Origin of the sequence: Halobacillus aidingensis (assembly GCF_900104185.1) — a bacterium.
GTDB classification, from domain to species: domain Bacteria; phylum Bacillota; class Bacilli; order Bacillales; family Halobacillaceae; genus Halobacillus; species Halobacillus aidingensis.
The window spans coordinates 118,195-131,700 of sequence record NZ_FNIZ01000004.1 but is presented as its reverse complement, the minus strand read 5'-3'; the positions used below and the strand labels follow the sequence as shown (position 1 = coordinate 131,700).

Genomic DNA, 13,506 nt, shown 5'->3' with positions numbered 1-13,506 from the left:
CCTTGGATCTTCGTTGACAAAGAAAGCCTTTACATTTACAATAATAACAACGTTGTTATTATAGCGCAAGTAAGTATGAAATTGAACCTTGAGGAGGTTTTTCATTCTAATGAATTCACTATTTTCTTTGAACGGTAAAGTCGCTCTTGTTACAGGGGCAAGCCGAGGGTTGGGACAAGGCATTTCAGTAGGCCTTGCCAAAGCTGGAGCTGAAGTGATCGGTGTCGGAACGAGAACGCTGCAATCAACGAAAGAATCTGTCGAGTCGGTTGGTGGTACCTTCCATGAGTTGATCTCAGATCTGAGTGAAAATGGTGCTGCGGAAAAGTTGGCTGCGGATGCTATTGCGATTACGGGGCGTGTGGATATTCTCGTAAATAATGCAGGTATTATTAGAAGGTCTGAGGCCAAAGACTTTTCGAATGAGGATTGGTTTGATGTCATCGACGTTAATCAGCACGCGGTATTTCAATTATGCCGGGAAATCGGAAATCACATGCTCGAAAATAAATCTGGAAAGATCATTAATATTGCATCCATGCTTTCCTACCAAGGGGGTCTCAAAGTTCCGGCGTACACAGCAAGTAAACATGCCGTTGCGGGACTGACCAAGTCATTTGCGAATGAGTGGGGAAGTCAAGGCGTCAATGTAAATGCCATCGCGCCGGGATACATGGCCACAGACAATACGGCGCCAATCAGGGAAAATGAAGAAAGAAATGCCTACATCACTTCACGAATCCCTCAAGGAAGATGGGGGGTCCCGGAAGACCTGCAAGGTGCAGCTGTTTTTCTAGCTTCGGATGCTTCAGATTATGTGAATGGACATATTTTGAACGTTGATGGAGGATGGATGAGCTCTTAAATCTATTATTCTACTTAATTAAAATCATAGACCTGGAATAGGGAGGAGAATAAAAATGGAAGTACGATATGCGACAAACCCGACGGATTTTAAAAATTATGATGGTGAACGTTTGAGAAGTGACTTTCTAGTAGAGTCGTTATTTGTTGAAGGGGAAATCAATATGGTTTATTCCCATTATGACCGTGTCATTACAGGCGGGGCTGTACCTACTGTTAAACCATTGAAACTTGAAGATGCGGAAACGTTGAAAACGGAATTCTTCCTTGAGCGAAGAGAAGTAGGCATCATCAATATTTCAGATGGAAAAGGAAAAGTGACGGTTGACGGGGAAACCTATGAGTTGAATAAGCGAGACTGTTTGTATGTGGGTCGTGGAAACGAAGATGTCCAGCTTGATAGTGCAGATGCATCTCAACCCGCTCGTTTTTATCTGGCCTCTGCAACCGCTCACAAAGAATATCCTACGAAAAAATTGCCGATTGAAGAAGCGACACCGACGAAGCTCGGGTCTGATGCGGAATCAAATAATCGGACCATTTATAAATATATCCATGAAGACGGCCTGCAAAGCTGTCAACTCATGATGGGGATGACATTACTTGCGCCGAATAACATGTGGAATACGATGCCGCCACATGTTCATGACCGACGAATGGAAGCCTACTTGTACTTCGACATGGATGAGGAATCGAGAGTGTTCCACTTTATGGGTAAGCCGGATGATACACGTCACCTGGTCGTGAAGAATGAACAGGTCGTTCTTTCTCCTCCATGGTCGATCCACTCAGGAGTTGGAACAAATAATTATACATTCATTTGGGCTATGGCAGGCGAAAATTACACATTTACGGATATGGACCATGTGAAAATGGATGAATTGAAATAATGAAAAAAGCCGCCACATTCAACGAATCGTTGGATGTGGCGGCTTTACATTGCGAGTGTTTATATCTCATTTCAACATAGGAGGAATTGGAGTGGAAGTAGATCATTATCTCCAAAAGGTTTATGACGAAGCGACCTCAAAAAACACACGGACTAACAAAGAAATAGTGACAAAAGTCAAAGGAATTCTTGGGGATTTCCCTATTCCGGATGAAGAGAAAATCGAATGGTTGAAAGCACCTGTGGATTGTGGAGACTATATAATAGAAAAGGTTCAATTTTTTTCTACAGAAGGTCTCCGTGTACCTATGTATATCCTGACACCGAAATCAGCTGATGAAGAACCCCCCTGCGTTTTGGCCTTGCATGGGCACGGGAATGGAAGCGTGGATGTGATAGGGGGTGAAACTGATTCTGCCCACATCCACAATCATTTTGCCATTCAACTTGTGAGAAAAGGAGTCAAAGTCTTTGCGCCAGATATGATTGGTTTCGCGGACCGCCGCCTCAAAGAAGATCTAGTGGGAGGGAATCAAAACTCCTGTTACGCACTTGCGTCCAGACTTTTGATGACTGGAAAGACACTTGTCGGCCTGCGTGTGTTTGAAGCGAGGAGGGCTCTGGATGTCATCACTACTCACTTTAGAGGAGAAGGTATAGGCGTAATGGGGTTTTCTGGCGGCGGATGGATCGCTGCTCTTACAGCACTTGTGGATGAAAGAATCTCTGCCACCGTGTTAGCCGGATTTGCAAGTACATTTAAGGGGAGCTTCTTCCATACGGAGCACTGCTTAGACAACTACTTGCCCGGGATCTTGGAAATAGCAGAACTTCCTTGTTTACTTAGCGCCATTGCTCCAAGACCTTTATTTATTGAGCATGGTATAAACGATGACTGTTTTCCTGTGGATCACGCAGGAGATGCGCTGGAAACGATAAGAAAGGTCTATCGAAAACTTCATGCGGAAGGGCGTGTGGCTGCGCACTTTTATGATGGAGGGCACGAGGTGAACGGGCAGTTGAGTAGTCAATGGTTAAAGAAACGATTGAGTGAGAGGTAAAGAAATGAAGGAATTTAAGTAATCGGTCCATTTAGAAAAGAGTCCACCTTCTTATAAGTAGAAGCTGGACTTCTTTTTTTTAAAACGTCATAAAAAAGAAAATGAGGACGAAACCCTTTATGTAGAATTTTCTCGAAAATTCTTTTGAAAATTCCAATTATATTTTCCGCATTAGGGTATGGTAGAGTACTAGGACTTATGCCGAGTGTTGGCGTATGTTGTAATAATCTGTTAGTTTTAGAAAGAATGAGTTCATGGTATCTTTGGAACTAGATAAGGATGTGAAAGTTAGTGGATGAGTTAGCGTACCTGATGATCTTCTTTGTTTTTGTGCTCGTTGTAGGTCTTTGGGAAAAATATAAGCTTGATCGTCGACTGAAGAAAATCCCTACTAGGATTCTCGTAAATGGGATCCGTGGGAAATCGACGGTCACTCGTCTTGTGATGGGAATTCTTAAACATGACGGGCGGAAAGTGGTTGGAAAAACGACAGGGACGTCAGCGCGGATGTTTTATTGGGATCAGGAAGATGAAGAGCCGATTGTCCGTGGTCTGCAAGGTCCGAATATTAATGAACAAATGAGGATTACGGAACAAGTGGTGAAACGGCGGGCAGATGCTTTTGTCAGTGAATGTATGGCTGTGAATCCTGAATATCAGAAGGTCTTCCAGGAGAGGCTGGTGAAGGCGAGTATTACCATCATTGCCAATGTTATTGAAGACCATATGGACGTGATGGGCCCCACCCTTGATGATATTGCGGAAGCTTTCGGTTCGACCATTCCGGAAAACGGATATGTCATCATTCCGGAAACGCCTTATCAGAAGTATTTTGAAAAAGTCGCGCGCCGCAAGAACTCAAAAGTTGTGGTTGCGGATGAAAGCTGGATTGATGAAGCGTACTTACAAAAGTTCCCGTTCATGATTTTCCCTCAAAATGCGGCCCTTGCAATGGCTGTTGCTGAGATTTTGGATATCGATCGTGATGTCGCGCTTGAGGGAATGCTGCAGGCACCTGTCGATCCGGGAGCGATGCGCGTGCACCGTTTCGGTAGAGAAGAAGCGCCTAAATACTTCTTCAACGGATTTGCCGCGAATGATACAACATCAACGTTGAACATTTGGGAAAGAATCCAACAGTTGGATTACCCCGATCAGGAGCGTACAATCGTCATGAGTTGCCGCAGTGACAGAGTTGAGCGGACCATCGATTTCGCGGAAAATGTCCTGCCCCATATTGAAATGGAGCGGTTGATTGTCATGGGAGAAAGTGTTTGGCCGATTACGAAAGCCTATGAAGAAGGGAAAATCAGGCCACTTAATCTCATAAACTTGGAAAAAGCATCGACGGAGGTTATTGTCGAGCATCTGAAAGAGCTTCCTGATGATAGTGTCATTTACGGAATCGGAAACATCGTCGGGGCTGGTGAGAAAGTGGCTGCCGCTGTCGAAGAGCTTGAATTCCGTCCTTCATCTCGAGAAGACACAGGCTGGGACGTTATAGAAGTCGGAAGAGAGCCGATCTTTTTCTCGTAAGGTGTTGCAGGCGAACAAATAATGGTAGGGAGTTGGAGTCCACGTGTTCGGTACTGATTTATATATCGCGATTGTCATAGGTGTTTTATTAAGTTTGTTGTATGCAGAGAAAACAGGGATTGTGCCCGCGGGATTGGTTGTCCCGGGCTACATAGCTTTGATATTCGATCAAGTGATGTACGTATTAGCTGTTGGAATGATCAGCTTGGTTACATACTTACTCGTTTCTCAAGTTCTATCAAGGTTCACGGTTCTTTACGGTCGTCGTAAATTTGCTGCGATGTTGACCGTCGGGGTTTTGATGAAGATGTCGATGGATTATTTATATCCTCTCACCCCATTTCCTGTCATGGAATTAAGGGGAATCGGAGTCATTGTGCCCGGATTGATCGCAAACTCAATACAAAAGCAGGGAGTGCTGCCTACGTTCAGTGCCACTTTCCTTATTGCGTTCGCAACTTTTGTATTGATTACGGCGTACCATTTGATTTAGAGGAGATTTTTCAATGGAAGAAAAAGATCTTAAATATAAGATGAAGGTATGGACGAAGAAGCATAAAAAGAAAGCGCCTCTCCATTCCATGGTGCTCGCAGCTCTATTAGCTGTGCCTTTCTTTGGTCATCAATGGATCGACAAGCCGGAGATGCCGGAAGATACACGACCCGATGATGTGGATTTCAGAATTTCGATGGTCGGAGATATGATGCTCGGTCGTCACGTCCGTGATGCCGCTGTCAGAAGTGGAGAACCGATTGGTCGTGTATTTGATTATGTGACTCCATATTTTGAAGAGTCCGATTATGTTACGGGAAACTTTGAAAACCCGGTCATTGATGCAGAAGATCCTGAAGTCGAATCGGTTATGGAAGATTTTGAGCTGCGTAATAAGGATATCCATTTGTATGCAGAAAAAGGAGCCGAAGAGGCGCTGGTGGATGCTGGTTTCGACTCTGTCAATCTAGCAAACAACCATATCATGGATTACGGAAACCTTTCATTAGAAGAAACTTTGGAACATATGGAAAAGGTTGATCTTGATTTGCTCGGAATCGGCCGTGCATTAGATCCTGCTGAGGGGATGTTTGAGGAAGAGGAAACGTTGACCGATGCCGGTGAAATTCATTATTTTGATGCGAATGGAAGAAGTGTAGCCATTCTAGGTTTTACGGATGTATTTGTTCAAGGATACAGCGCCAGTGAATACGTCGGTGGGGTTTTGACGAATGCGGGGCTTGGTGTGCTGCAAAGCCGTATCCGTGAAGCGAAAGAACAGGCGGACGTCGTCATGGTCCATACCCACTGGGGCGATGAATATCAGGTCGGTTCTAATGATACACAGGAAACGCTTGCGTATTTGATGACCGATATGGGGGCGGATGTCATCATCGGCCACCACTCTCATGTGCTTGAGCCCATCACTCGTGTACATATCGAGAGAGACCCGGATGACCCGGAAAGTGAAGATAAGACGTCGATCGTTATGAACAGTCTCGGAAATTTCGTTTTTGACCAGGGCTGGTCGCGTACGAAAGATTCGACACTCGCTCAACTTGACTTTTTGCAGGACGGGGGAGCGGAACTTTCCTTCGTACCTATGCAAATTTCCGATACGAGACCGAGAGAGACAGATGGAATTCTGAAGCCGTTCCGCGATTACCGTATTTTCCGGACACTTAGGAAAGAACTGGACGATGAACTATGGCGGATGGAAGACGGCAGACTCGTGGTCGACTTGAAAAAAGCTGGCGTCATTGAAGGATAGGAGGTTCACAGGTTTGAGTGATTTGAAGGTGACCTATATACTTGCCGGCATCATTTTCGTCGGCTTAGTTGGATGGAATGTTTATTTTGAAGAAGAGTTTGACCAGTTCCGTGAACCTTATGAAGTCCAAGGTCGTGAGGAGACGGTTGAAGTAGATACTTCCTCAGAGGAAGAAGCTTTTGTATATGGCGTCAGTGCTGTGCATCCTCTCGCAGTTGAAGCTGGGATGAAGGTGCTTAACGAGGGAGGGAATGCTGCCGAAGCAGCTATAGCCGTCTCCTTTGTGCTGAATGTCGTTGAACCTTATGGCTCTGGGATTGGCGGGGGTGGACAAATGATTGTCCACGAACCGGATGAAGGAGCCATCACGTACGATTACCGCGAAGCAGCTCCTGTAAGTGGGGCGCGGCCTCAACGCGGAATTGCTGTGCCTGGTTTTGTGAAAGGGATGGGCAAAGTCTACGAAGATTACGGAGATGAAATGGAGTGGAATCAGCTGCTTGAAGATGCCGTCACTCATAGTGAAGAAGGCATCAAAGTCGGACGAATTTTCAATGAGCAGCTTCAAAACTCGAGACGTTTCATTCAGTCAGGGAATGAAGACCCGGCCGTTTACAACATGTTTTACCCCGAAGATCGGCCGCTGCAGATCAACGATACCCTTGTTCAAGCAGAGCTTGCAGAGACATTGAAAAAACTGCAGCGAGAAGGGGCGGAATCTTTCTATGAAGGGGAGATCGCTGACTCGCTTACAAGTCAGCTCGGTTTTCAACCGGGTGACCTTGAAGCTTATGAAGTCGGTAAACGTCCTGCACCAAAAGGAGAATTCAAAGGCCAGACCTTGTATGCCGGATCTTCTCCGACATCAGGCATCATCGTTATTCAGGCATTGAAGATGCTGGAACAATTGGAAGCTAACCTGGATGAAGTACTGGAAGAAGAATATGCCCTGCCTGGTGGAGGATGGCCTGCTTTTCTGGATGGAAACCTTCCAGAAAACATGGAACAGATTGTCAATGATCCACAATATCAAGATATCTATATCCACCTTGTGAACAAAATCGTCGATAAGGTCTACACAGATCGAGTGTACACCCTGGGCGATCCTGCATTTGAGGAAGTGGAGCAGGAGAAATTGACTTCTACAGAATATACAAATCAGTTGTTTGAAGAAGAATTTTCTGTCGGTGAGGGTGCACTGACAAGTTCCGCGGACCTGTACACCGCACCAGGTGAGAAAGCCGATCACCGCAATACGACGCACTTTGTCGTAGTCGATAAGAACGGGATGATGGTTTCCGCGACCAACTCATTAGGGAAATTCTTCGGCTCCGGTTTGTACATTGATGGTTTCTTTTTAAACCACCAAATGAACAATTTCGATACAGCGGAAGATTCTATGAACGCCTATGAACCAGGCAAACGCCCGCGGTCGTTCGTCTCACCGATGATTTTCGAAAAAGACGGAAAAGCGGTCCTCGGCATCGGTTCCCCTGGTGGGAAAAGGATCCCGGCGATGCTGATTCAAACCTTGATTCAATACGAATATGGATTGAATGAAGACACTGGTGAGCAGCTGACCTTGCAGGAAGCCATCGGTCGCAGTCGTTTTTATACAGAAGATAACGTCGTTCATGTTGAAAACTTGATTGAACAGCAGCCAATCGCCCGCTTAAGGGATTTGAAAGGCTACTCTGTCATTGAGCATGATTCTCCTGTTTTCTATGGCGGCATCCAGGGACTTGGAATCCGCACGAACGGGGATGTCCTCCAAATGTATGGGGGCGGAGATCCTCGACGTTTAGGAACATGGCAGATTGGGAACCAGGATGGTATGGATGATGTGAGTACAGCACAATAGATGAAAAAGGCCTCTCCTTAACTGGAGAGGCCTTTTTTGGCTTAAACCACGATATCTTTTTCAACTGCTTTTCTGTCGTTGTAGCGCTCGAGATTCAAGGTCTTCATGACACGTGAGGTCAATGTTCCTGAAGTCATCGCCCCATTGACGTTCAATGCTGTACGCCCCATATCAATCAAAGGCTCAACAGAAATGAGCAATCCGGCAAGGGCGACAGGGAGGTTCATGGAAGAGAGCACGATTAATGCTGCAAATGTTGCCCCGCCTCCAACACCGGCGACACCGAATGAACTGATAGCCACAATCAACACAAGTTGAATGAGGAATCCAGGGCTCAACGGATCGATCCCTACAGAAGGGGCGATCATGACAGCGAGCATGGCTGGATAAATGCCGGCACAGCCATTTTGACCGATGGTCGCACCGAAGGAGGCAGACATGTTTGCAACCCCTTCTTCAACCCCAAGGCTGTTTTTCTGGGCAGAAATATTCAACGGAATCGTTCCGGCACTAGATCTTGAGGTGAACGCAAAGCTTAAAACGGGCAATACTTTTCGTAAATATGTGAAAGGATTTAACCCAAAGATTCCGATTAATACAAGGTGGATGATGAACATCACACCTAATGCGACATAAGAAGCGAGGACGAATTTCCCTAATTCGAGTATTCCGGCTACATCTGTTTTCGCTACGGTGGTAGCCATCAGTCCTAAAATTCCGATGGGAGTGAGACGGAGGACAAGTGTGACGATCCGCATGACGACCGCATAAAAGGAGTTTACGATTTTGACGAACATTTCCACTTGTTCCGGCTGTTTGCGACGCACACCGAGAACAGCGATGCCGATGATGGCAGAGAAGAGGACGACAGCTATGGTAGACGTTGCGCGATCTCCAGTCATGTCAAGAAAAGGGTTCGCTGGTATGAATTCGAGAATCTTTTGTGGTGTGGACATATCCTGAACATCGGTCAGGCGTTCTTCTAAATATAACCCTCGGCTTTCTTCTGCTTGACCTGCTTCAATTTCACTTGCATTCAAATCGAACAAAAAGGAGCTCCCGATTCCCACAAGCGCTGCAATCGCCGTTGTTCCTACGAGGACACCGATGATCCAAAGTGAGATTTTTCCTAACTGTGATGTTTTTTCGAGATTAATGATGGATTGGATGATGGACACCATAATTAACGGGATGACAATCATCATGAGCAAGCGTACATACCCACGTCCGGCAATGTTGTACCAATCTGTTGTCTGTGCGGTGATGCTGGAATCGGTTCCAAAGGCGACCTGTAAGTACATACCTAAGAGGACCCCTAGTCCAAGGCCTGCAAAGACACGCTTACTGAATGAGACGTGTTTTTGCTGCATGCGGATGAGGACAAAAATAAGTGCAAAAATAAGAGCGATGTTGACGATAACGAAAAATGTTTCCATGTTCATACTACCTCCTTTTAACTTATTAAACTGAAAAACTTACGCCAGACCGAAGAATTTAAGCTAGGAGTTAAGATCGGTCTAAGGTGGAAAATGGTGTCTTCCTATACAGAAGGTATGAGCGGGATGGTTATTGTATGAACTCAATAAATTGACATGGAAGTGGATATGTATTATATTTATCTTGAAACTGAGATATTTATGATGTAGCTATAGATATATGGGAGGCGATCGAATGAATGAATTGAAAGGGATTCACCATGTAACCGCCATAACAAGCAGTGCAGAGAAGAATTATGAATTTTTCACATATGTCCTAGGGATGCGTCTTGTCAAAAAGACGGTCAACCAGGATGATATTGAAACATACCATTTATTTTTCGCAGATGATGAGGGAAATCCAGGTACGGATATGACCTTCTTTGATTTTCCGGGCATTCCGAAAGGCTCGCATGGGACGAATGAGATCGCGAAAACATCGTTCCGAGTACCGAGCGACGCGGCATTGGACTACTGGGTGAAGCGATTTGACCGCTTGGAAGTGAAACACAAAGGAATCCAGGAGCGGTTTGGTAAAAAGGTGCTTCCGTTCGTCGATTTTGATGATCAGGCTTATGAACTAGTATCCGATGAAAACGACGATGGAGTAGCGCCGGGTACACCATGGCAGAATGGCCCTGTTCCATTGGAGTACGCGATTACTGGTCTCGGCCCCTTGTACGTGAGAGTCGATAATAAAAAATACTTCAAGGAAGTGCTGGAGAAAGTCATGAATTTCAGGGAAGTGGATGAAGAAGGAGCGTTCACCTTGTTTGAAGTGGGGGAAGGTGGAAACGGTGCTTCTGTCATCGTAGAATATAACGCGATTCTCCCTCCGGCACGTCAGGGATATGGAACCGTCCACCATGCTGCTTTCCGTGTGGAAGACAGAGAAGCGTTGGAGGAATGGATCGAACGTTTATCGAAGTTCGGCTTAAGGAACTCAGGGTTCGTCAATCGCCACTATTTCGGTTCTTTATATGCAAAAGTTTCCCCGTCCATTTTATTTGAATGGGCAACAGACGGGCCGGGCTTCATGGGCGATGAACCATATGAAACCCTTGGTGAAAAGCTGTCTCTGCCGCCGAAGCTTGAACCGAAGCGTGAAGAGATTGAGAATTATGTTCGTCCAATCGATACGGTTCGAAGTACGAAGGATATAGAAAAAGAATATGAATGAATGAAAGCCAAGGTGCTGGAGTATTGCGCCTTGGCTTTTCTATGATTAATGATCCTCCTCTTTTTTTCATAAGATGATTATTGTAGGGGGGAGACAATGAACGTTGTAGCTATTGTACAGGCGCGGATGGAAGGATCCGCATGTCCGGGAATAATCATGAGCAAAGTGAATGAAAAACCGCTTTTGGCCTATCTGATAGAAAGGGTACGGCGTGCGAAGAGGATTGATCAACTTGTAGTGAGTACATCGACGAAGGAAACCGATGATCCAATTGTTCAGTTGTGTCATCAGTTGAATGTGGATACGTTTCGTGGTTCAGAAAAAGATGTGCTTGGCCGATATTATGAAACCGGTCGGAAATTTAAAGCGGATGTCATTGTTCGACTGTCGGGAACTGGCCTCTGTATGGATCCTGTAATCATCGATCAAGTGGTTGATATGTTCCTTCAGCATTATCCTAGGCACTTGTATGTTTCAAATACTCTCCACAGGACCTATCCCAAAGGAATGGATGTTGAAGTCTTTACTTATGAAGCTTTGAAAGATGCCTACATGAATGCAAGCTCGTCTCATGACTTTGAACAGGTCACCCCATTTATACTGAAACGAGTGGGGGAGGCAGCTGTTGGGAAGGTTGTGCATGATCAAGACCTCAGTCATCATGACTGGTCCGTGGATACGTTGGAAAACTTTAAGTTTATGGAGAAGATTTTTGAACATGTCCACCACCATAAGCCATCCTTTTCTATGACAGATGTCCTCACGTTTATCGAAAATGGCTGAAAATCAATGAACAGCCAATCGGAAGGATTATAGTGTAAGATAGTGGAGGCCAGGGCTTTTGAAGTCCAGAGGCTTCTTTTATTATGGGAAAATATCACGGGTGTTTGTTCTTTCATGATATTTTCACACATGTGATTTAGGATAGACAGAAGGAAAAGAGGTTTTCATATGATTTTGCAACCACTGCTGGTCATCAGGGTCATCGCATTGCTTATCGGGCTGGCTGTATTTTGGATTCTTTCCTCACAAAAGGAAAAAAAGAAAACGGTTGAAAGCTACGCTTCGACCCTCACTACATGGCTTCTGTTTTTTATAGGAGCTAAAGGATTGACGCAATGGGAGCTTTTGTTGGATTATCCGCTCTCGGTGCTTGCTTATCCGAGTGGAACGGTTGAATTTTACATCGCCTGTATAGCTACAATCTTGTGGGAATGGCAGAAGCGTCATGTTCATAAACCCTATTTGCAGGCTTACATTCTGATGTTGGCCAGTAGTTTTGTAGGCTTTGCCTTATTAGAGAAGCTCGTATTGGATCAAGGCCATCTCGTCGATGTCATCTTTGCTTTCGGTTTCTTTTTCCTGGTTGTCTTACATAAGCAGCGTCTATGGAGTGTTTTCTTCGCATTCAGTGGGGCGCTGCTCACAGGGATGCTGTACCGGATTCCTGATGTGATGGGGTATCGAATGGATCTCGGGTTTTATCTTGTAGTTACACTGGTTAGTTTAACGTTGGTTTTATTGAAAAAAGGAGGGATGAATCATGGGGACTGATGTAACGCTTTGGCTTGCGCTCGGCGCAGGGATCATTTCTTTTCTATCACCGTGTACCCTGCCCTTGTTCCCGGCCTATTTATCTTATATTACCGGGATGAGTGTGAAAGAGATGAAAGAGAATCGCAGCCTTAAAGTGAAGAAGAGGTTACTCACACACTCTTTGCTTTTTCTTCTAGGCGTTTCCTCTATTTTTATCAGTTTAGGGATTGGCGCTTCTTATGTAGGAGGTGCTGTACAAAACATTTTAACCGGGAGCTCAGGTCTGCTGTTGCAGCGTCTGGCTGGGGTTTTCATCATTTTGATGGGGCTGTTCGTCGCCGGTTGGTTGAAGATCGGCTGGTTTATGAAAACGAAAAGGGTGCAGACGAAGCCGAAAACGTCACTCAGCTTAGCGGGCACTTTTTTTGCAGGCATGGGTTTTGCAGCAGGGTGGACGCCTTGTATCGGGCCAATTTTTGCATCGATTCTTTTGTTATCCGCAAGCAATCCGACGCAGGGGATCTTGTACACCGTCGTTTATGTCATCGGATTTGCCCTGCCGTTTCTCGTATTCTCCTTTTTTATAGGATCAACAAGAGTAATCTTGAAATACAGTGAGCGGATCTTGAAAATCGGTGGAGTGGCGATGATTTTAGCTGGTGCGTTTCTTTATACCGGTTATATGACGAGAGTGTCGACATTGCTGTTGAATTTGGTCCAGGATACATGGCTTGCCAATCTAGGAATGATCTTTTTATAGAAAGGAAGGAGATTGTATGAAGAAATGGGGGCTCATTGTCATTGTAACCGCCTTATTTGGTTGGGCTGTTTATGATTTTGTGTATGAAGGGGAAAGCCAGGAGCCGGTTGCTGAAGGCGAGAAGATGGTCGCCGAGGGCCCGGCCACGGAAGAAGTCGACATTGGGTTGGAAAAAGGGCAGCAAGCGCCGGATTTCACGCTGCAGACGCTCGGTGGCGAAGAGGTTTCTTTGTCTGATTATCGTGGAGAAAAAGTAATGATTAATTTCTGGGCGACGTGGTGCCCGCCATGCCGTGCAGAAATGCCGGACATGCAGAAGTTTTCCGAGAACGAGGATATAAAGGTACTGGCCGTCAATTTGACAGAAACAGAGGCAAGTGAACAGGGTGTTCAGAGTTTTGTAGACGAATTTGGATTAACGTTCCCTATATTGCTTGATAAAGATGTTTCCGTAGCCAATCAGTATGAGGTCAATCCCGTTCCTACCTCTATCTTCGTAAATGAAGAAGGGAAGATCAGCTCAGTAATGCTTGGGGCGATGAATTACGATATGATGGTACAAAGGATGGAAGAAATGTAAG

General features: G+C 45.4%; 13 protein-coding genes. 12 read left to right on the top strand and 1 reads right to left on the bottom strand.

Going from position 1 to position 13,506, the window contains the following annotated elements:
- Positions 1-109 precede the first annotated feature (109 nt).
- The 7 genes from kduD to BLS23_RS05450 all read left to right on the top strand — a co-directional run bounded on the left by kduD (position 110) and on the right by BLS23_RS05450 (position 7,974).
- A complete protein-coding gene (kduD, locus tag BLS23_RS05480) occupies positions 110-865 on the top strand; it encodes a 2-dehydro-3-deoxy-D-gluconate 5-dehydrogenase KduD (RefSeq protein WP_089651540.1) in 756 nt (251 codons plus the stop codon).
- Positions 866-920: 55 nt separating this feature from the next.
- Entirely contained in the window at positions 921-1,754 is an 834-nt protein-coding gene (gene kduI, locus BLS23_RS05475; protein ID WP_208599162.1) for a 5-dehydro-4-deoxy-D-glucuronate isomerase, read from the top strand.
- A gap of 91 nt (positions 1,755-1,845) precedes the next feature.
- The gene (locus BLS23_RS05470) at positions 1,846-2,814 is read left to right on the top strand and encodes a dienelactone hydrolase family protein (RefSeq protein ID WP_089651538.1); all 969 of its coding nucleotides are present in this window, start codon (positions 1,846-1,848) and stop codon (positions 2,812-2,814) included.
- 312 nt (positions 2,815-3,126) lie between these two features.
- Positions 3,127-4,350, top strand: a complete 1,224-nt coding sequence (pgsB, locus tag BLS23_RS05465) for a poly-gamma-glutamate synthase PgsB (protein ID WP_167356020.1) — start codon at positions 3,127-3,129, stop codon at positions 4,348-4,350.
- A 43-nt stretch (positions 4,351-4,393) separates the two neighbouring features.
- Positions 4,394-4,843: a poly-gamma-glutamate biosynthesis protein PgsC gene (gene pgsC / locus BLS23_RS05460; RefSeq protein ID WP_089651536.1), complete on the top strand. Its 450-nt coding sequence runs from the start codon at positions 4,394-4,396 to the stop codon at positions 4,841-4,843.
- Between the two features lie 13 nt (positions 4,844-4,856).
- Complete coding sequence (locus BLS23_RS05455) at positions 4,857-6,113, top strand: CapA family protein (RefSeq protein ID WP_089651535.1); 1,257 nt, start codon at positions 4,857-4,859, stop codon at positions 6,111-6,113.
- A 13-nt stretch (positions 6,114-6,126) separates the two neighbouring features.
- Entirely contained in the window at positions 6,127-7,974 is a 1,848-nt protein-coding gene (locus BLS23_RS05450) for a gamma-glutamyltransferase family protein (RefSeq protein ID WP_089651534.1), read from the top strand.
- A 41-nt stretch (positions 7,975-8,015) separates the two neighbouring features.
- Here the strand turns inward: BLS23_RS05450 and BLS23_RS05445 are convergent, their stop codons facing one another.
- Positions 8,016-9,410: an L-cystine transporter gene (locus BLS23_RS05445; RefSeq protein ID WP_089651533.1), complete on the bottom strand. Its 1,395-nt coding sequence runs from the start codon at positions 9,408-9,410 to the stop codon at positions 8,016-8,018.
- Positions 9,411-9,645: 235 nt separating this feature from the next.
- Between BLS23_RS05445 and BLS23_RS05440 the strand changes: the two genes are divergently transcribed.
- The 5 genes from BLS23_RS05440 to BLS23_RS05420 all read left to right on the top strand — a co-directional run bounded on the left by BLS23_RS05440 (position 9,646) and on the right by BLS23_RS05420 (position 13,505).
- On the top strand, positions 9,646-10,629 hold the full coding sequence (locus BLS23_RS05440) for a ring-cleaving dioxygenase (protein ID WP_089651532.1): 984 nt from the start codon (positions 9,646-9,648) through the stop codon (positions 10,627-10,629).
- Positions 10,630-10,725: 96 nt separating this feature from the next.
- Entirely contained in the window at positions 10,726-11,412 is a 687-nt protein-coding gene (locus BLS23_RS05435) for a cytidylyltransferase domain-containing protein (protein ID WP_089651531.1), read from the top strand.
- Between the two features lie 168 nt (positions 11,413-11,580).
- Positions 11,581-12,183 carry a hypothetical protein gene (locus BLS23_RS05430; protein WP_089651530.1) on the top strand — a complete coding sequence of 201 codons (603 nt, stop codon included), beginning with the start codon at positions 11,581-11,583 and terminating at the stop codon, positions 12,181-12,183.
- Positions 12,173-12,925, top strand: coding sequence for a cytochrome c biogenesis CcdA family protein (locus tag BLS23_RS05425; RefSeq protein WP_089651529.1), 753 nt, complete (start codon positions 12,173-12,175; stop codon positions 12,923-12,925). Before BLS23_RS05430 ends, BLS23_RS05425 begins: the two co-directional genes overlap by 11 nt.
- Positions 12,926-12,941: 16 nt before the next feature.
- Complete coding sequence (locus BLS23_RS05420; RefSeq protein ID WP_089651528.1) at positions 12,942-13,505, top strand: redoxin domain-containing protein; 564 nt, start codon at positions 12,942-12,944, stop codon at positions 13,503-13,505.
- Position 13,506 lies beyond the last annotated feature (1 nt).

Coding starts and splice junctions, on each gene's coding strand:
- kduD (WP_089651540.1), top strand. CDS start 110: ATGAATTCACTATTTTCTTTGAACGGTAAAGTCGCTCTTGTTACAGGG.
- kduI (WP_208599162.1), top strand. CDS start 921: ATGGAAGTACGATATGCGACAAACCCGACGGATTTTAAAAATTATGAT.
- pgsB (WP_167356020.1), top strand. CDS start 3,127: ATGATCTTCTTTGTTTTTGTGCTCGTTGTAGGTCTTTGGGAAAAATAT.
- BLS23_RS05455 (WP_089651535.1), top strand. CDS start 4,857: ATGGAAGAAAAAGATCTTAAATATAAGATGAAGGTATGGACGAAGAAG.
- BLS23_RS05445 (WP_089651533.1), bottom strand. CDS start 9,410: ATGGAAACATTTTTCGTTATCGTCAACATCGCTCTTATTTTTGCACTT.
- BLS23_RS05440 (WP_089651532.1), top strand. CDS start 9,646: ATGAATGAATTGAAAGGGATTCACCATGTAACCGCCATAACAAGCAGT.
- BLS23_RS05435 (WP_089651531.1), top strand. CDS start 10,726: ATGAACGTTGTAGCTATTGTACAGGCGCGGATGGAAGGATCCGCATGT.
- BLS23_RS05430 (WP_089651530.1), top strand. CDS start 11,581: ATGATTTTGCAACCACTGCTGGTCATCAGGGTCATCGCATTGCTTATC.
- BLS23_RS05425 (WP_089651529.1), top strand. CDS start 12,173: ATGGGGACTGATGTAACGCTTTGGCTTGCGCTCGGCGCAGGGATCATT.
- BLS23_RS05420 (WP_089651528.1), top strand. CDS start 12,942: ATGAAGAAATGGGGGCTCATTGTCATTGTAACCGCCTTATTTGGTTGG.